We start from the raw sequence: 20,755 nt of genomic DNA on the forward strand, positions 1-20,755 counted from the left end.
AAATAGGATTTCGATAAAAATCAACAATTGTTTTATATTTGTAATCCAATAAAAAACAATGGAGCAATTTATAGTATCGGCCAGAAAGTATCGCCCTCAGACGTTCAAAGACGTTGTAGGACAGAAAGCTATTACCAATACATTATTAAATGCCATTGAAAACAACCACTTAGCACAGGCGTTGCTCTTTACCGGACCAAGAGGTGTCGGCAAAACAACATGTGCACGTATACTAGCCCGAAAGATCAATCAGGAAGGTTATGACGATCCGAATGAGGATTTTTCATTTAATGTTTTTGAATTAGATGCGGCTTCCAATAACGGTGTAGATGATATTCGTAATATTATCGATCAGGTTCGTATCCCACCTCAAACCGGAAAATATAAGGTTTATATTATCGACGAGGTCCACATGTTATCACAAGCGGCTTTTAATGCCTTTCTGAAAACACTGGAAGAACCTCCTAAACATGCTATTTTTATTTTAGCAACAACTGAAAAACATAAGATCATTCCAACTATCCTTTCTCGTTGTCAAATATTTGATTTTAAAAGGATTACCATCAATGATGCCAAAGAACATTTAGCCGATATTGCTAATGAACAAGGCATCACTTTTGAAGATGATGCACTGCATATTATAGCTCAAAAAGCTGACGGTGCCATGAGGGATGCTCTTTCTATTTTTGACCGTGTTGTTTCCTATTGTGGCAATAACCTGACCCGTCAGGCTGTTGCAGAGAACTTAAATGTTCTTGACTTTGAATACTATATTAAAGTAACAGATCTTATCATCGAAAATAAAATTCCTGAATTATTATTAGCGTATAATGATATTTTATCTAAAGGTTTTGACGGACACCATTTTATAGCCGGACTTGCCTCACATTTCAGGGACTTATTAGTTTGTAAGAACCCTGAGACGCTGACTCTATTAGAATCCGGAGAGCATGCACAAAAGCTGTACAAAGATCAGGCGACCAAAGTTTCTCAGGAATTTTTATTAGAAGGAATAGAATTAGCTAATGATTGCGACCTGAAATACAAATCCAGTCAAAACCAGCGCTTGTTAGTTGAACTTTGCCTGATGCAATTAGCCTCCATTACTTTAAATGGAGAAAAAAAAAAGCTAAATCCTATATAATTCCGGCTCAATATTTCAGAAACAACAGCTACACAATTACTGAGACTGTAAAACCGATCGGAACTACTGAAACAAAAGTTGCTACACAAATACCTGAAACAGATCAAGCTGAACCGGATGTCTCTAATAAAAAAAATGCTGTTAATCCTGTACACACTACTCATTCCGATTCACAGTCTAATGTTTCCGCGCTCTCCCTGGCAAGTATCAGAGCCAGAAAAGAATTAGAAGCAAAACAGCAACATCAAGCCAAAACATATGGTGAACTTCCGAAAGAAAAGTTCAGTGAAACGGACATGCTTTTACAATGGAATAAATTTGCACAACGCTTGTCAGACCAAGGAAAAAAACTGATGGCTACGTACATGCAAATGAACGATCCTGTTCTGGAGGAAGCTACTATTAAATTAGAATTACCTAACGAAAGTACGAAAGAAGAGTTTTTACAAGGTTCAAATGAATTGTTAGGCTATCTGAGAGGGAAGTTACACAATCATGACATTACTATAGAAGTTATCGTTAATGAAAGTCCGGAAAACAAATATGCTTTTACACCCATAGAAAAATTTGAAAAGCTCAAGGAACTCAATCCTTCTATTGAATTACTAAAAAGACTATTTGATTTAGATATATAAAAAAAGGAGCTTTAGATTAAAGCTCCTTTTTTTATTTAATATATTAAATTAGTTAACCAATTCCACAATCATATTAGCACTTATAACTTGTGTATCAGGATCTGCCATACTTGAAGATAATGTAACTCCTTGATAAGAAAGAAGGTTGACATACTTAGTTAAAGTAATGGTTTTTGTTTCTCCGTTAGCTATAGTAACATAAGATCTTGTACCGTTGATTTCCGTTCCCCAAATACCCAAATAAAAATATGGTGTAATAGCCGGGCCGGTGGTTTTCTGTAATGTAATAGAATACGTAACTTTAAAAACCCCTACTCTGGTTTGATTCTGAATCGCTGTATAAGACAAATTAAGATTTTGTGAAGCCCCTAAAATATCAAAAGACAAAATACCGCTATATAAATTATAAGGGCTGGAATATTTATAGATCTCGCCATATATTTTATAGGAATCCATATTGACCCATCTACCTTTACCATTAGCATCAGAAACCATTGTTTTTCCATTACCTTGATTTCCGTCTACCATTTTAATACTACCTACTACATGTAGTTTCTCATCAGGTGTATTTGTTCCGATACCTACACGTGCAGAAGAACTACTTGAATTACCCAATACAATAGCTTCTGTTTGAGAAGATGTAGCTCTATATCCTATAGCCGTTGAACCTACTCCGGAAGCAACACTTCTATATCCGAATGCTCCGGAATAAGATGCTGAAGCCGTATTGTCAAATCCTACAGCTGTTGAATACGTTCCAGTTGCATCAGAACCATAACCTATTGCAGTTGACGAAGTAGCACTTGATGTAGCACTATTACCAAAGGCAATAGAATTAGTATTAGAAGAATAAGAACTTTCCCCTATTGCATAAGAACTTGTACCGGAAGCAATAGATCCGACACCGATAGCAAAAGCTCTAACCTGACCGGAAGCATCTGCAAAGTTTCCTATTGCAACTGAATTATTCACATTCGCTATTGAATAAATACCTAACGATATACCTCCGTTTGGATGGAAATTTCCGATTTCTTCAGTATTCACTTTAAGTACCAAAGGATAATAATTATTAGTACCTAAATATTCATTACCGGTCACTAAATCATTCCCTACCAATTTCCAGTCATCTATTGATGCAGCTCCACCCACTGTAGCTAATCTTTTCCATACGCCTTCCCAATAATAATAACCGGGTGTAACATCAGAGTTAGTACTGGTATTGTAAACTAATAAACTAGTTGCCGGGAAAGGGATTGTAGAAGCATCAGCCGTTGATAATAAGCTAACTCTTGGGATCAATAAACCTGAGTTTGTACTCTTAATCTCAAGTATTGAAGAAGCATCCGGTGTAGTTGTACCAATACCTACTTGAGAATGTGATTTCACGGTGCTGAGTAATAGCATAGCTATACCAGCAAGGCTAAGTAAATTTCTTTTCATGTTGTTTTTTAAGGTAGATTTGTTAAGGGCAAATTTACTAAAAATACATTAATCGAAAGATGATTTTTATCATATTTTTATTAACAAACAAATAAAAAATTGTTAAATTCTGCCATAGTACATTGCCTTAACAATTCCGTCTGACAAACCTATTTTAGGCACATAGATTTGTCGGGCACCACTCCATTTCATGGCACTTAAGTAAATTCGGGTTGCCGGTATGATCACATCGGCACGGTCAGGATTTAAGCCCAATTCTGCTATTCTTTGCTCATAGGTCATAGCATTTAGCTTTTGATACTGAGAGTTTAAATAAACGTATGACAAAGGTTTGTCCTGATGTTTCTCAGATAATTTAAACAACTTATTTATATTACCACCCGAACCTATTAAAGTTATATCGTCGTCCCAATCCTTTATGATCGATTTCATCCACTTCTCGATCTCTATCCATACAATTTCTGAGACCATATTATTAAGTAAACGAACGGTGCCTATTTTAAATGATTTAGAAATCACGATCTTTCCTTCTGAAAAAAGAGAAAATTCAGTACTACCTCCTCCTACATCTACATATAAATAGGTTTTATCAGAATTAATAAATTGTTTCAGGTCAGAAGCAGCAATTATAGCAGCTTCCTTTTTTCCGTCTATTACATCAATTTTGATATCTGCCTTTTTTTTGATCAAGTCGACTATCTCTTTTCCGTTATAGGCCTCTCGCATAGCTGATGTAGCACACGCTTTATATTTTTCTACTTTGTGAACTTTCATTAATAAATTAAAAGCTTTCATGGCATCCACCATTCGGGTTACGTTTTCTTCTGAAATTTCACCTACTGTAAAAGCATCTTGTCCCAAACGAATAGGTACTCTGACCAATGAGCTTTTATTAAACTGTGCAGGATGTCCTTTTTGCTCTACAATATTAGTAATTAACAAACGCATGGCATTTGAACCTATATCTATAGCAGCATATTTTTTTATTGTAATCATTAATTTATTATATCTTTTCAGTAATCACTTCTAATTTGTTCTGATAATATTTATAGGTTTCCTGTTGGGATCTGAATGGTTTTTCCTCTCCTTTTTTTCTATATCTGTTTTTCAGATCATCCGACTGTATTCTGGCCTTTACATTAGCTTTCCAGCCGATCTCAAAGATTTCAATTAATTCCTGCTTAATATCATCATCATATATAGGACAAGTTACCTCTACTCTGGAATCTAAATTTCGGGTCATAAAATCTGCCGATGAAATGAACACTTCCGGATTACCGTCATTAGCGAAAATATAAAGTCTGGCATGCTCCAGATAATTATCTACAATACTAATTGCCTCAATGTTATCACTCATACCTTCAACTTGCGGTGCAATACAGCAAATACCTCTTACGATCAACTGTATTTTTACACCTGCTCTGCTGGCATCGTAAAGCTTATCGATCATCTTAAAATCTGACAAGCTGTTCATCTTTAATTTTATGTAAGCCTCTTTACCAGAAATAGCATTTAAGATCTCACGCTCAATGAGCTTATTGAATTTGGCTCTGGTGTAATGAGGCGAAACAAACAAATGCTTATAGCGATGTACCTTATAATTGACTTCAAAAAAGTCAAAAACTTTAGAAACATCTTTCAAAAGACGAGAATTGGCTGTAAAAAGCGTTAAATCGGTATATACTTTTGCGGTACTTTCATTAAAGTTTCCTGTAGAAATAAAACCGTAACGTTTTACCTTTCCTTCTTCGATCCTGTCTATCACACATATTTTACTGTGAACTTTTAAGCCTTTAACTCCGAAAATAAGTTCAATTCCCTCTGTTTGCATCTGCTCTGCATAATAAATGTTACTGGCTTCATCAAAACGAGCCTGTAATTCGATCTGAACTGTAACTTTTTTACCATTCTTAGCCGCATTAACTAATGAACTGATGATCTGGGAGTTATTAGCCAATCGGTATAAGGTTATCTTAATAGACATGACTTTAGGATCTAAAGCAGCTTCTCTCAGGAACTTTATTACATAAGAAAAAGATTGATAAGGAGCATTAAGCAAATAATCTTTTTCTCTTATCTTTTGCAACATACTACCTTCGATCTCTAATCCGGGAATCGGTAACGGCGTATTGGGTTTATAAAGAAGATCATATCGCCCTAAATTAGGGAAACTCATATAGTCTCTTCTGTTGTGGTAACGTCCTCCGGGAATAATACTATCCGAGCTGTCGATCTTCATCCGGTCTAATAGAAAACTAAGAAAATCTTTTTCTATAGCTTGATCATATACAAAACGAACAGGTTCCCCTATTCTGCGCTCTTTGACACTATCTGATATTTTTTCGATGAAACTCTTACTCAGATCACTATCAAATTCAAGCTGGGCATCCCGTGTGATCTTAATCATATGTGCCGAAATATTTTCGTACTCAAAGATATTAAAGATATAATCCAAATTAAGACGGATAACATCATCTAAAAGAATAACATACTGTTTTTCATTATTAGAAGGAAGAACCACAAAACGGTTAACGGTATTCGGGATTTCCACTACCGCATATCGAACTTCTTTTTTAGGAATAAAGCTATCAATCAGTGATGTTTTTTTAGGCTTCATTTCCAAACGTACAGCCAAATAACCTGCTGTATCTTTTAATAATGGAAACTCGTTCAAATCATTCAACATGATCGTCACTACCGCCGGACTGACTTTTTGAATAAAATATTCGTGCAAAAAGTTTTTTTGCTCTTTAGAAACTTCTTTTTCATTAATAATAAAAATATTTTCTTTTTGAAGCTTCTGTTCTATTTCACTTAAAATGCGTAAACTTTCTGATTGTTGTTCAATTACAATATCAGTGATTTCTTTTAAAAGTTCTGTCGCAGAAATACCGCCTAATACCTTTTCAGAATTGATCTTCTTATCATTTTTCATGCGTCGGATAGCTGCATAGCGAACCCGGAAGAACTCGTCTAAGTTATTCGAAAATATTCCTAAAAAGCGTAATCGATCTAATAAAGGTACTGTTTCGTCTGCAGCTTCCTGCAATACTCTGGCATTAAAAGTTAGCCAACTCTTCTCTCGGTCAATATAAAAATTATGATGCGTGTTGTTCATGCTTAAAATGACTTGGGAAAACTGTTTTTTTGATCCTACCTTTTTTTAGATCATTCCAGTCATCCGTGTCAAATTCTAATAAAACAACTCCGGATGTAGGAACATTATCTATAAATCGGTCCCCAAATTTATTAACAAATTTTGTAATGGCATCATTATGCCCGAAAAGAATTAGATTATCATAAGTATTTGAACATTTTTTTATAGCCTTTTCTAAGGCAGATTCATCAAACGTATATAATTCATCCTTTAAAACAATCGTATCTAAAGGTATTTGTAAATGATGTGAAAAGATTGTAGCCGTCTCTTTTGCTCTCTTTGCCACACTACTCCAGGCAATATATGTTTCCGGCAAATATTTAAGCAGTGCATCAGAAACTAAATGAGCATCTCTTATACCTCTCTGAGATAACGGACGGTCAATATCATTCAAGGGAGTTTCCCAACTCGATTTGGAGTGACGGATAATAACTAAATTTTTCATAACAAATAGTATTTCATTTTTTTATTAGCAAAAAGAAATTGTTCCTATAAAGTAACGTTTTTTTTTTGAGACTTGCTACCGTCAAAATGATAATTAAAAGTTAATTCATAGATTTTTTATTTCTTTTCATCGAAAAAAACAGCTTTTAGTAAAAGGAATGCACTTTTATTAACTACTTTAGCTTTGTAATTACAAAAAAACGCTCCCTACGTTTGAACTTGAATTCTCCTTAGTGATGAATTATTTTATTTAAATACTGCGAATTAAGCCCTAACTTAATTTTTTATTATTAACCGTCCCTATTTTTAATTTTTTTTTAACCTCCCCCTATTCCTATAATTGCGGAGTCGATCTTGAGTCCGCTGAACTTTACTTATCTGACTTTTTGGAACGTAAATGTTTAACAAAAAGTAGAGGTTATGAAAGCAAAAATTACACTATTGCTGTTAGTTATTGCTATTGGGATAAAAACGTCTTACGCTCAATTTTCTCCCGATAGACCTGATTTAAGGTTGTGTGGAACGGCTCCGAATTATTATCTGGATTATTTTAATTGTACATCCAATAATTATACTTTAGATAATGTTTTTTTAAGCCTTACCGATGTCAATGGCGTTCCGCTTGACGACACGACCTGTACACCCGGTACTTCACATACCATGTACATTATGCTGAATTATACATCTAATTCTAATAGCAATATTTATCACGCACGAATGTTTGCCGATTTAATCATTGACGGAGTGGCAACTTCTATCAATGTCAATTTCGGTACTGTTTCGCCCGGAGCGGGACAACGATTATTATACGGTCCGTTTACATGGATCTGCGGACAAGAAATTATACTAAGTAATATATTGATTGTATGGAAAACATCCGGGGATAATACAGAGCTAGTCCCTTATGATTGTAGCTCATACAGCAAATCACAATGTGAACTGCCGGGAGGTGTTGTAGTAACAGCTCCGCTTGCCGTTCAGTTTACATATAACGGCTGTACAACCGGAAATCAATCAGAAATTCAATTTAATTCCACTACAACCGGTGGAACACCTCCGTATACTTACGCTTGGGATTTTGATTCTGACGGAACAATAGATAGCACTGTTGAAAATCCGGTTTATACCTATAACAACACAATAAGCAATTCCGCTACATTAATGGTAATGGACTCTAATGGTTTATCAAATACATATTTATTAGCCATTAACTATCCAAGTGAATTATTCATCAATGCCAATGTTCAAAATCTGGATTGCACACCGGGATCTACTGCTTCTATAGATATCACGCCTACAGGAGGAACTCCTCCTTACACTTATTTATGGAACACCGGAGATACCACTGAAGACCTGAGCAATTTAAATATAGGCACTTATACTGTTACAGTTACAGATGCCGTTGGATGTACTAAAGATTACAGTACTACCATTTCTCCTGTTATTTGTTGTCAATTTGAAGTTACCTGTCCAACCTTTCCTAATCAAGCACTTCAATGTTACGATTTACTACCTCCTGAAGGAAGTATAACCGAATCTGAATTTGAAGCTCTTGGAAACGGAGACGGAATTATTGGTAATGATCCTTGTGGAATCATAGAAATCGTAGCAACTAACAGTCCTTATGCCGGTTGTAATACCACTATAACAAGAACCTATACAATAACAGAATATCAAGACGATAATTCAAACGGGGTCAGAGATTTCGGAGAAGATACTGTTTTAAATACAACATCTTGTGACCAAATTATTTTAATTAATGACACCACTCCTCCGACTATCGATGCAGTTGCTAACGATATGACTGTGGAATGTGACGGTAATGGAAATACCAATCAACTTCAGGCTTGGCTTAATGCTAACGGCGGGGCTTCGTCTTCCGATGATTGCTCTAATGTAACCTGGTCGAATGATTATACGACACTATCCGATCTTTGTGGCGCTACAGGTTCGGTTTTAGTAACCTTTACCGCTACTGATGATTGTGGCAATTCCAATTCCACTTCCGCGACCTTTACCATTGAGGATACTACTGCTCCGACTATCGATGTTGTAGCTAACGATATGACGGTAGAATGTGACGGTAATGGAAATACAAATCAACTTCAGGCTTGGCTTAATGCTAACGGCGGGGCTTCGTCTTCCGACGATTGTTCCAATGTAACCTGGTCGAACGATTATACGACACTATCTGATCTTTGCGGGGCTACAGGTTCTGTAACCGTTACTTTTACCGCTACAGATGATTGTGGTAATTCCAATTCTACTTCCGCTACCTTTACCATTGAGGATACTACTGCTCCGACTATCGATGCAGTTGCTAATGATATGACGGTAGAATGTGACGGTAATGGAAATACCAATCAACTTCAGGCTTGGCTTAATGCTAACGGCGGGGCTTCGTCTTCCGACGATTGTTCCAATGTAACCTGGTTGAATGATTATACGACACTATCCGATCTTTGCGGCGCTACAGGTTCTGTAACCGTTACTTTTACCGCTACGGATGATTGTGGTAATTCCAATTCCACTTCCGCTACCTTTACCATTGAGGATACTACTGCTCCGACTATCGATGTTGTAGCTAACGATATGACGGTAGAATGTGACGGTAATGGAAACACTACTCAGTTACAAAACTGGTTGGCGGCTAACGGCGGCGCTTCATCTTCCGACGATTGTTCCAATGTAACCTGGTCGAATGATTATACGACACTATCCGATCTTTGCGGCGCTACAGGTTCTGTAACCGTTACTTTTACCGCTACGGATGATTGTGGTAATTCCAATTCCACTTCCGCTACCTTTACCATTGAGGATACTACTGCTCCGACTATCGATGTTGTAGCTAACGATATGACTGTGGAATGTGACGGTAATGGAAACACTACTCAGTTACAAAACTGGTTGGCGGCTAACGGCGGCGCTTCATCTTCCGATGATTGTTCCAATGTAACCTGGTCGAACGATTATACGACACTATCTGATCTTTGCGGGGCTACAGGTTCTGTAACCGTTACTTTTACCGCTACAGATGATTGTGGTAATTCCAATTCTACTTCCGCTACCTTTACCATTGAGGATACTACTGCTCCGACTATCGATGCAGTTGCTAACGATATGACGGTAGAATGTGACGGTAATGGAAATACCAATCAACTTCAGGCTTGGCTTAATGCTAACGGCGGGGCTTCATCTTCCGATGATTGTTCCAATGTAACCTGGTCGAACGATTATACGACACTATCCGATCTTTGCGGGGCTACAGGTTCTGTAACCGTTACTTTTACCGCTACTGATGATTGTGGTAATTCCACTTCCACTTCCGCTACCTTTACCATTGAGGATACTACTGCTCCGACTATCGATGTTGTAGCTAACAATATGACGGTAGAATGTGACGGTAATGGAAATACCAATCAGTTACAAAACTGGCTGGCGGCTAACGGCGGGGCTTCATCTTCCGATGATTGCTCTAATGTAACCTGGTCGAACGATTATACGACACTATCCGATCTTTGCGGGGCTACAGGTTCTGTAACCGTTACTTTTACCGCTACTGATGATTGTGGTAATTCCACTTCCACTTCCGCTACCTTTACCATTGAGGATACTACGGCGCCGACTATCGATGTTGTAGCTAACGATATGACGGTAGAATGTGACGGCTTGGGAAATACCAGTCAACTTCAGGCTTGGCTTAATGCTAACGGTGGTGCTTCGTCTTCCGATGATTGCTCTAATGTAACCTGGTCGAATGATTATACAATACTATCCGATCTTTGCGGGGCTACAGGTTCTGTAACCGTTACTTTTACCGCTACTGATGATTGTGGTAATTCCACTTCCACTTCCGCTACCTTTACCATTGAGGATACTACTGCTCCGACTATCGATACAATTGCTAACGATATGACGGTAGAATGTGACGGTAATGGAAATACCAATCAGTTACAAAACTGGCTGGCGGCTAACGGCGGGGCTTCATCTTCCGATGATTGCTCTAATGTAACCTGGTCGAATGATTATACGACACTATCCGATCTTTGCGGGGCTACAGGTTCGGTTTTAGTTACTTTTACCGCTACAGATGATTGTGGTAATTCCAATTCCACTTCCGCTACCTTTACCATTGAGGATACTACGGCGCCGACTATCGATGTTGTAGCTAACGATATGACGGTAGAATGTGACGGTAATGGAAATACCAGTCAACTTCAGGCTTGGCTTAATGCTAACGGTGGTGCTTCGTCTTCCGATGATTGCTCTAATGTAACCTGGTCGAATGATTATACAATACTATCCGATCTTTGCGGGGCTACAGGTTCGGTTTTAGTTACTTTTACCGCTACAGATGATTGTGGTAATTCCAATTCCACTTCCGCTACCTTTACCATTGAGGATACTACGGCGCCGACTATCGATGCAGTTGCTAACGATATGACGGTAGAATGTGACGGTAATGGAAATACAAATCAACTTCAGGCTTGGCTTAATGCTAACGGCGGTGCTTCGTCTTCTGATGATTGCTCTAATGTAACCTGGTCGAACGATTATACGACACTATCCGATCTTTGTGGCGCTACAGGTTCTGTAACCGTTACTTTTACCGCTACGGATGATTGTGGTAATTCCAATTCCACTTCCGCGACCTTTACCATTGAGGATACTACTGCTCCGACTATCGATACAATTGCTAACGATATGACGGTAGAATGTGACGGTAATGGAAATACAAATCAACTTCAGGCTTGGCTTAATGCTAACGGCGGGGCTTCGTCTTCCGATGATTGTTCCAATGTAACCTGGTCGAATGATTATACGACACTATCCGATCTTTGTGGCGCTACAGGTTCGGTTTTAGTAACCTTTACCGCTACGGATGATTGTGGTAATTCCAATTCCACTTCCGCGACCTTTACCATTGAGGATACTACTGCTCCGGCATTTAGTTCGACCTTACCTTCAAATATAACTGTTGAATGTGATGAAGTACCTATAGCAGAAACTATTTCGGCTACAGACAATTGTTCGGCTACAGCCACAGTAACTCTAAATGAAGAAGTTATTTCAAATGGCGATTGTGCCGGTGAATATACTTTAATCAGAACTTGGACTGCTACAGACGATTGTGGCAATGAAACTTCTTACAGTCAGACTATTACTGTATTTGACAATACACCTCCAGTTTTAGTAACAGAAGTAGATAGTGAACTATCAGTAAATTGTGATGAAGTTCCCGAAATCCCGCAGTTAGAATTCAATGATAATTGTTCTAATGTAGCAGATGTTATTTATAATGAAACGACAACTATCATTTCAATTTATGAATATGTAATTGTAAGAGAATGGACTTATTATGACGATTGTGGTAATAGTGATAGTTTTACACAAACTGTAAATGTTACTGTAGGTCAGCCTTTTGATGCAATTCCTTACTCTATCTGTATTGAAGAGGAACCTATTGATTTATTTACTATATTAGAAAGCTCAATACCTACAAACGGGGAATGGATTGAAGTAACAAATTCAGGAGGATTATCCGGTTCTTATTTTGATCCTACAAATGTAGCTGTAGGATATTATACCCTACAATATATTGTAGAACTTGAGGATAATGATTGCCCGATGATTTTTGAAATCTATATGCATGTACATGATGATTGTGTGGTATTGCCGGCATGTTCGGTTAAGGTTTATAATGCTGTTTCTCCTAACAATGACGGATATAATGATATATTCTTCATTGACGGACTCAATTGTTATCCTGATAATACGGTTCAAATTTACAACCGTTGGGGTATCTTAGTTTACGAAGCAAGCGGTTATGATAATCAATTGGTTGCGTTCAGCGGTTATTCAGACGGAAGAGGTACATTTAACAAAAATGAACTTTTACCGGACGGAACTTATTTCTATATCATCAGATATAAAGATGAAGAAAACCAAACCAACGATTTATCCGGGTATTTATATTTAACCCGTTAACCTGAACAGCTATAATTAACAAAAAAGAAATTATCATGAAAACACTATATATCATCATATTATCTGTATTGTTACCTCTTTTGTGTTTAGGTCAACAAGATTCACAATATACACAGTATATGTACAATACATTGAATGTAAATCCAGCTTATGCCGGTTCAAGAGAATCATTAACCATGTTTTTATTGCACCGCACACAATGGGTTGGATTAGACGGAGCTCCGGTAACCAATAACGTTTCAGCACACACTCCACTGGGAGATTCAAACTTCGGTTTAGGATTATCATTTGTTAATGACCGAATAGGACCTACAGATGAAAATACCATTACAGCCAGTTTAGCGTACTTTATTCAGATCTCTGAAAACTACAAACTATCTGTAGGGTTAAGCGGAACAGCTGATTTTTTCAATCTGGACGTTAATAAACTGGATATTTACCATCAGACTGATCCTCAGTTTCAAAATTTCAACAATTCAGTTTCACCGAATTTAGGAGCCGGATTATATTTATTCTCCGATAAAACATATTTCGGTCTGTCTGTTCCCAACTTTTTTGAAACCAATCGTTACAACGATAACGATGTCACTGTAAATAAAGAAAAAATGCACTTCTACGCAATTGCCGGACATGTATTTGAATTCAATCCGAATTTAAAATTTAAACCGGCCGTTTTAACGAAACTGGTAGAAGGCGCACCTTTTCAATTAGATGTTACGGCCAACTTTTTATTGTATGATAAATTTACTATCGGAGCTGCTTATCGTTGGGATTCAGCCATAAGCGGACTTGTAGGTTTTCAGATTACCAATTCAATCTTTGTCGGTTACGGATATGATAGAGAGACAACAAAACTGTCGAACTATAACTCCGGTTCCCATGAAATTTTTATACGATTTGAAATCTTTAAAAATAACCGAATCACTTCGCCGAGATTCTTCTAAATTGATTGATTATGAAAACACTATATATCACATTATTTATGATAAGCTGCTTTTTAACCGGACAAGCACAGCTCTCTCAGTTAAACACGGCAGACAAGAAGTATAAAAACTATTCATACGTAGATGCTATTGACATTTACGAAAAAGTAGCTGATAAAGGATACAAGTCTCCTGAGTTATTCAAAAAACTCGGTAATTCCTATTACTTTAATGGCGAATTAGATCAGGCTGCTAAATGGTATGGTGAATTATTTGCTTTAGACGAAAAAAACCTTGAACCTGAATATTATTTCAGATATTCCCAAGCTTTAAAAGCCAATGGTGACTACAAAAAAGCAAATAAATACTTGGAGGTATTTAATGAAAAAACTGATGATTCAAGAGGAAAACGTTATGCCAGAAATAAAGATTATCTGAACATTATTGATAGAAATTCAGGAAAATATACCATTGACACAACTAACCTGAATTCTGAATATTCCGATTACGGCTTAGCTCCTTTCGGGAAAGAATTCGTTTTTACTTCAGCCAGAACGGACGGAGCTCTTTATCATAAAATTCACGATTGGACCAATCAGAACTTTACGGATCTATATTCGGCCTCCAGAAATGAAGACGGAAGTTTTTCTACTCCTGAAAACTTTTCTAAAGAAATAAATACCAAATTTAACGAAGCTTCTCCGACTTTTACTAAAGACGGGAAAACCATGTATTTTACCCGAAATAACTTTAATAACGGTAAAAAAGGAAAAGACGAAGATAAAAGTACCTTGGTAAAAATTTACAAAGCAACTTTAGAGAATGGGGAATGGAAAAACGTTGAAGAATTGCCTTTCAATAGCGATAATTACAGCACGGCGCATCCGGTTTTAAGCAAAGACGAAAAAACGTTATTCTTTGCATCTGATATGCCGGGAGGCTTTGGTAATTCAGATATTTACAAGGTAAGTATAAATGGTAATTCTTTCGGAAAACCTGAAAATTTAGGAAAAGTAATCAATACCGAAGGACGCGAAAGTTTTCCGTTCGTAGACGACGATAATAATTTATTCTTTGCTTCAGACGGGCAATTGGGCTTAGGTGGTCTGGATATCTTTGAATCTAAATGGAAAGACGGAGAATACCAAACTCCGATTAATCTTGCTAAACCTATCAACAGTTCGATGGATGACTTTGCTTTCATAATTGATAAAGATAAAAAAGGATATTTTACTTCAAATCGTGAAAGTAGCAAAGGTTATGATGACATTTATTCCTTTGCTTATTGCCAGCAAACTATCTATGGTATTGTAACAGATATTGATACGGATGAATTACTTCCGGGATCAAGCGTTATCATCTTTGATGAAAATATGAATAAATTGTCGGAAACAACAGCTAACGACAAAGCGTATTATGAGTTTACCAATCTGGATTGCCAAACAAAATATAATGTAAGAGTATCAAAAGAAGAATATGAAACTTCTGAAAGAATGATCGCTACTGCAGAAAAAGATGGTAAAACAGAAGCCAATTTTGCTTTAAAAAGAAATGTATTCCCTGTAGAAGAGGGAACTGATCTTGCCAAAATATTTGACATCAGTATCATTTATTTTGATCTGGATAAATGGAATATTCGACCTGATGCTGCTAAAGATTTACAAAAAATAGTAGAGGTTATGAAGCAATATCCTGATATGGAAGTTGCCATTCGCTCTCACACTGATAGTAGACAGACTCATCGCTACAATGAAATTTTGAGTGATAAAAGGGCGAAATCTACTCTGGAATTTATGGTTAAAAATGGAATTGAAAGACGTAGATTGACCGCTAAAGGTTATGGTGAAACAGAATTAGTTAACGGTTGCTCAGACGGTGTTCCTTGTAGTGAAGAAGAGCACCAGAAAAACAGAAGAAGTGAATTTATTGTTACCAAAATGAATTAGTTATTCTAACCTCTACACTCTAATTCATTGGATAACCCCTATTGCAGTAGGGGTTATTTTTTTATGAACATATTTGTGTAATATTTTCGACCTTCAGCATCTAAAGTAATTGAAATACCAAAATGTGTATAATCCCCTTCAATATTACTAAGGTGACCGGAACTGGCAATCCAGGCATTTACAACCGATTGTGGTGATGAATAACCGAATGCGACATTCTCTCCTACTCTGTAAGCTCCTAATACATTTTCAAAGTTTACTTTTCTCTGCTCAAAGCCATCATGATTCACTGCGTTAACAGAAACCATATAATTATTATGCTCATTGGATTTGTAGGAAATGTGCTCAATAATACTTAAAGGAGTTAACCCTTGGTTAACTCGATAAGTATTAATTAAATCCAGCACTTCTAATTCTTCATTAGAATGGCTGTAATTTTTTTGGGTCTCTGTAGTGGTTATGCTATCCTCTACACTCTCGGCACTACAGGAGGTTAAAACAATTGTAAACAGAAGGGCAAAAAGGTTAATAACATTTCTCTTCATCTTCATCATTAGCGTTATTAAATGTTAGTCAATTGTCGTAAAAAGCAATCATTCATCGATTAAATGACTGATTTTCAAGACAAAGATAGTATCTAATCGATATTCAGCAAATAAAATCGATGAAATACCTAATATTTTAACATTTATTTAACATTACAACGATTAAGAAGACAAACGCTCGATCTTCCATATATAATCTTCAAGCAACCTGTAGCGTATTCTGTCATGCAAACGATTGGGTCTGCCTTGCCAAAATTCAACTTCAACCGGACGAACTAAAAATCCGCCCCAGTTTTCAGGTCTCGGAATCTCCTTCCCTTCAAATTCTTTTTCCAGTTCTTTTAATTTATCTTCCAGAAATTCTCTGTTTGGGATCACTTCACTTTGTGGTGAAACAATAGCCCCAAGTTTACTTCCGTCCGGACGGGAAGCAAAATAATTGTCCGAATCCAGTTTAGATGTTTTTTCTGCAATCCCTTTTATGATAACCTGACGTTCCATAGAATGCCAAAAAAAAGAAAGACAAATATTCGGATTCTGCTGTATTGCTTTTCCTTTTTCTGAATTGTAATTCGTATAAAAAACAAAACCTTCTTCATTAAATTTTTTTAAAAGCACTACTCTGGCTTTCGGAAAACCATCCAGTCCTATGGTCGAAACCGTCATTGCATTTACTTCATCAACTCCGCCGAATTCTTCTACTTCATAAAACCAACGGTGAAATAAATTAATAGGATCTTCCGGTATATTATTTTCCTGTAATTCGCTCTTTTCGTACGATTTACGGTAATTACTTAAATCTGACATGTTGTAAAATTTATTCGTTATCTAAATTGATCATTAAACCAAACAAACTTGTATTGGCCGCCAAAGTATAGCGAGAGTAAGAATAATCAAATTTTATTTTTCCGAAACGGATTCCGACCCCGACAGAAATACCTGAAAAATTTCTCTGATCCACGATCCGTAGCTCTTCTCCTCTTCTAAAATTGTATCCTAAGCGAATATTAAATCCCTTTTCCGGAAAAAGCTCAGCGCCTAAAATTAAGTGACGAAGTGCATTATTGAAAAATGAAACTTTTTCTTCTTGCGTTTCCCCGTCTAAACTTGTCTCTGCTCTATTGGGATTAGAAAAAGCAATGTTCCATTCTTGTAGATTTTCCATGGTAACGTGCCATCTGATCGGTACATGTTCCATCAATTGAGAAATTCCGGCATCAATGGCAAGAGGAAGCTTTTCACGGGTATCAGCGTAAGGTTTGATTTGAAACCCAAGATTACGAACGGCAATACCGTAATTGATGTCATTTTTTTCATCAATATACAAAAAGCCCAGATCAGTTGCAGCTCCCCAGGAATTGTAACTCTCTAAAGTCGAAGAAATCAATTTTACATTGGTTCCAATATACATATCCGTCCACGGTATATTATAGGCATAGCCAAAGGACAATGCTGCTTCACTTCCGGTAAAATCACTTGTGAGATTTCCCATTTCATCTCTCCCTTCAAAAGTTCCGTAGTTTACATAAGTAGCACTGGCATGAAACGTTTGAACGTGCCGATCCCAAGTGTACGCATAAGCAGCTGTACCGTAAGACACTTCTCCGTAATAACTTCCGTAGTTTACAGCCAATCGATTATGCATTTCCGGATTAATAGTTGCCGGGTTATACACAGCCTGATTAACATCATAATCAACTACTGTTACTGTTTTTCCTCCTAAGGCTGCCTGACGTGGCGATTGAGATAAGTTTAAAAATTGATACACGTATTTGCCACCTATTTGACTATATGTAGAAAACGTAATAAAAAGTAATAAGTAGAATTGATATTTTTTATACATCTTGCAAAGCTATAATGGCACAACGCAAATGCGAAGATAAAATTATATCAACACATAAAAAATAAAATCCGATTAAACTTAACCGGATTTTATTTTGTTGAAGGTATAAAATTAAAGCTTTTTAGCATTTTTAGCTTTTTGATCGGTTATTGCTAAATCAATAACTTCTTTCATAGTATCCACATAGTGGAACATTAAACCTTTTAAATATTCCGGTTTAATTTCATCAATATCGCGTTTGTTTTCCGAGCACAAAATAATCTCTTTGATATTTGCTCTCTTAGCCGCTAATATTTTCTCTTTGATACCACCTACCGGCAATACTTTGCCCCTCAAGGTAATCTCACCTGTCATTGCCAGACTTTTTTTCACACGTTTTTGTGTAAAGCTGGACACCATAGAGGTTAACATTGCTATACCGGCACTAGGTCCGTCTTTAGGTGTTGCTCCCTCCGGAACATGGATATGAATATTATATTTTTCTAAAATCTCAGGAGTAATACCAAGGTCTTCAGCATTTGATTTAATATATTCCATAGCAATCGTAACTGATTCTTTCATTACGGTCCCTAAATTACCGGTCATGGTCATAGCGCCTTTACCTTTAGAAATCGTCGATTCAATGAATAAGATATCTCCGCCTACAGAAGTCCATGCCAAACCGGTAACCACACCTGCAGTTTCATTATTTTCGTACTTATCTCTTTCTAAACGAGGTGCTTTTAATACTTCAAGAATATCTTCGTCTGTAACTTTGATATTATAGGGTTCTTCCATAGCAATAGATTTTGCGGCATGTCGAACCATTTGCGCTATTTTCTTTTCCAAACCACGTACTCCGGATTCTCGGGTATAGCCCACAATGATTTTTTCTAATTGTCGTTTCCCGATCTGTAAATCTTTTTCTGTTAATCCGTGTTCTTTTAATTGTTTCGGTAACAAGTGGTTCTTAGCGATCTCTACTTTTTCTTCAATAGTATAACCCGACATCTCAATGATCTCCATTCTGTCGCGAAGAGCAGGCTGTATGGTTGATAAACTATTGGACGTAGCAATGAACAGTACTTTTGACAGATCATAACCTATTTCGAGGAAATTATCGTGAAATTCTGTATTTTGTTCCGGATCTAATACCTCTAACAAAGCAGAAGAAGGGTCTCCGTTATGGCTCGACGATAATTTATCAATTTCATCCAACACAAATACCGGATTGGATGTTTTTGCTTTTTTAATAGACTGAATGATTCTTCCCGGCATAGCTCCTATATATGTTTTTCTATGACCACGGATTTCAGCCTCATCTCTCAAACCACCTAGAGACATACGAACATATTCTCTGCCAAGAGCTTCTGCAATTGATTTCCCGATCGAGGTTTTACCAACTCCCGGAGGTCCGTATAAACATAAAATAGGCGATTTCATATCGTTGCGCAGTTTTAAAACTGCTAAATGTTCAACAATACGCTTTTTAACATCTTCCAACCCATAATGATCCCGATCGAGAATTTTTTGAGCTCGTTTTAAATCAAAATTATCTTTGGTATATTCACTCCAAGGCAATTCTAACATAACCTCTAAATAGTTTCTCTGAATACCGAAATCAGGAGAATTCGGATTGGTACGTTGCAATTTAGAAACTTCTTTTTCGAAATGCTTGGCTATTTTTTCATCCCATTTTTTAGCTTTTGCTTTCTCTCGCATTTCTTCTATTTCAGCCTCATGAGAAACCCCTCCTAGTTCTTCCTGGATGGTTTTCATTTGCTGCTGTAAGAAATATTCACGTTGCTGCTGGTCTAAATCAAAACGAACTTTTGACTGAATGTCATTTTTTAATTCTAATTTTTGAAGTTCCATATTCATGAAGCGCAACGTTTCCAAAGCTCTGTCTTTCAGATTATGTACAGAAAGTAAATTCTGCTTATCCACAACTGACAAATTCATATTTGAAGATACAAAGTTTATCAGGAACGGATTACTTTCAATATTTCTGATGGCAAAAGTTGCTTCCGTTGGAATATTCGGACTTTCCTTTATGATTTCAATTGCTAATTCTTTAATTGAATCTATAATGGTAGAAAACTCCTGATCTTCTTTTTCCGGACGAACTTCAGGCACCTCTTTTATAGTTGCTTTTAAATAAGGTTCTTCTTGCGTAAAAGCATCTATCTCAAAGCGTTTTTTACCTTGTAAGATCACAGTAGTATTACCATCAGGCATTTTTAAAACTCTGATGATACGAGCTACTGTACCAATATGGTAAATATCGTTAGGTGTTGGCTCTTCAACAACTTCATCCTTTTGAGCCACTACCCCGATCACTTTTCCGGTTGCATTTGCATCATTAATCAGTTTTATTGATTTATCCCTTCCGGCAGTAATAGGAATAACCACACCCGGAAACAGAACTGTGTTCCGTAGTGGTAAAATCGGCAAATCATTCGGCAATAATTCATTATTCATTTCCTCCTCATCTTCCGGAGTCAATAAAGGAATCAATTCTGCATCGGTTTGCATGTCTTGAAGTGACAAATTGTCCAAGGATAATATTTTTGTATTTGGCATAATAATAATTAAGTCATTTTGTCAGTTATAAAATGTTAGCTATAAAAACTCCTCAACAGTAAAACTTAGATTTACAATAGTTTAGAGCTACCATTTATACTTTTTTAGTTTTATATGACAAGATTTAT

Annotated in this window: 13 protein-coding genes; 5 read left to right on the plus strand and 8 right to left on the minus strand. The window is 36.7% G+C overall.

Annotated elements, in window-relative coordinates:
• Positions 1-58 precede the first annotated feature (58 nt).
• Both dnaX and DI487_RS16420 read left to right on the plus strand, forming a co-directional pair.
• Positions 59-1,144, plus strand: coding sequence for a DNA polymerase III subunit gamma/tau (dnaX, locus tag DI487_RS15280; RefSeq protein ID WP_109570416.1), 1,086 nt, complete (start codon positions 59-61; stop codon positions 1,142-1,144).
• Complete coding sequence (locus DI487_RS16420; RefSeq protein WP_245896452.1) at positions 1,081-1,779, plus strand: DNA polymerase III subunit gamma/tau; 699 nt, start codon at positions 1,081-1,083, stop codon at positions 1,777-1,779. Before dnaX ends, DI487_RS16420 begins: the two co-directional genes overlap by 64 nt.
• Positions 1,780-1,827: 48 nt before the next feature.
• Here the strand turns inward: DI487_RS16420 and DI487_RS15290 are convergent, their stop codons facing one another.
• From DI487_RS15290 to DI487_RS15305, 4 genes are all read right to left on the minus strand, one after another.
• Entirely contained in the window at positions 1,828-3,219 is a 1,392-nt protein-coding gene (locus DI487_RS15290) for a hypothetical protein (protein WP_109570417.1), read from the minus strand.
• Between the two features lie 102 nt (positions 3,220-3,321).
• On the minus strand, positions 3,322-4,215 hold the full coding sequence (locus DI487_RS15295; protein WP_109570418.1) for a Ppx/GppA phosphatase family protein: 894 nt from the start codon (positions 4,213-4,215) through the stop codon (positions 3,322-3,324).
• Between the two features lie 7 nt (positions 4,216-4,222).
• On the minus strand, positions 4,223-6,337 hold the full coding sequence (gene ppk1, locus DI487_RS15300; RefSeq protein WP_109570419.1) for a polyphosphate kinase 1: 2,115 nt from the start codon (positions 6,335-6,337) through the stop codon (positions 4,223-4,225).
• A complete protein-coding gene (locus DI487_RS15305; RefSeq protein WP_109570420.1) occupies positions 6,318-6,821 on the minus strand; it encodes a SixA phosphatase family protein in 504 nt (167 codons plus the stop codon). The genes ppk1 and DI487_RS15305 overlap by 20 nt, the downstream gene beginning before the upstream one ends.
• 419 nt (positions 6,822-7,240) lie before the next feature.
• Here DI487_RS15305 and DI487_RS15310 point away from each other — a divergent pair, with 419 nt between their 5' ends.
• From DI487_RS15310 to DI487_RS15320, 3 genes are read left to right on the plus strand one after another with little or no spacing between them, the layout of a single operon-like run.
• Positions 7,241-12,808, plus strand: a complete 5,568-nt coding sequence (locus DI487_RS15310) for a T9SS type B sorting domain-containing protein (RefSeq protein WP_109570421.1) — start codon at positions 7,241-7,243, stop codon at positions 12,806-12,808.
• Between the two features lie 35 nt (positions 12,809-12,843).
• Positions 12,844-13,752 carry a PorP/SprF family type IX secretion system membrane protein gene (locus tag DI487_RS15315; protein ID WP_109570422.1) on the plus strand — a complete coding sequence of 303 codons (909 nt, stop codon included), beginning with the start codon at positions 12,844-12,846 and terminating at the stop codon, positions 13,750-13,752.
• Between the two features lie 11 nt (positions 13,753-13,763).
• A complete protein-coding gene (locus DI487_RS15320; protein ID WP_109570423.1) occupies positions 13,764-15,677 on the plus strand; it encodes an OmpA family protein in 1,914 nt (637 codons plus the stop codon).
• 53 nt (positions 15,678-15,730) lie between these two features.
• On the opposite strand, the gene DI487_RS15325 is transcribed toward DI487_RS15320, so the two are convergent.
• The 4 genes from DI487_RS15325 to lon form a co-directional block, all read right to left on the minus strand.
• Positions 15,731-16,228, minus strand: coding sequence for a CAP domain-containing protein (locus tag DI487_RS15325; protein ID WP_317046235.1), 498 nt, complete (start codon positions 16,226-16,228; stop codon positions 15,731-15,733).
• Positions 16,229-16,384: 156 nt separating this feature from the next.
• Positions 16,385-17,029 (minus strand): pyridoxamine 5'-phosphate oxidase, encoded by a 645-nt coding sequence (pdxH, locus tag DI487_RS15330; protein WP_109570424.1) that lies wholly within the window; start codon positions 17,027-17,029, stop codon positions 16,385-16,387.
• A gap of 10 nt (positions 17,030-17,039) precedes the next feature.
• Positions 17,040-18,065: a type IX secretion system protein PorQ gene (gene porQ, locus DI487_RS15335; RefSeq protein ID WP_109570425.1), complete on the minus strand. Its 1,026-nt coding sequence runs from the start codon at positions 18,063-18,065 to the stop codon at positions 17,040-17,042.
• Between the two features lie 111 nt (positions 18,066-18,176).
• On the minus strand, positions 18,177-20,627 hold the full coding sequence (gene lon / locus DI487_RS15340) for an endopeptidase La (protein WP_109570426.1): 2,451 nt from the start codon (positions 20,625-20,627) through the stop codon (positions 18,177-18,179).
• Between the last annotated feature and the right edge of the window lie 128 nt (positions 20,628-20,755).

The sequence above is a fragment of the Flavobacterium sediminis genome, from assembly GCF_003148385.1.
Taxonomy (GTDB): domain Bacteria; phylum Bacteroidota; class Bacteroidia; order Flavobacteriales; family Flavobacteriaceae; genus Flavobacterium; species Flavobacterium sediminis.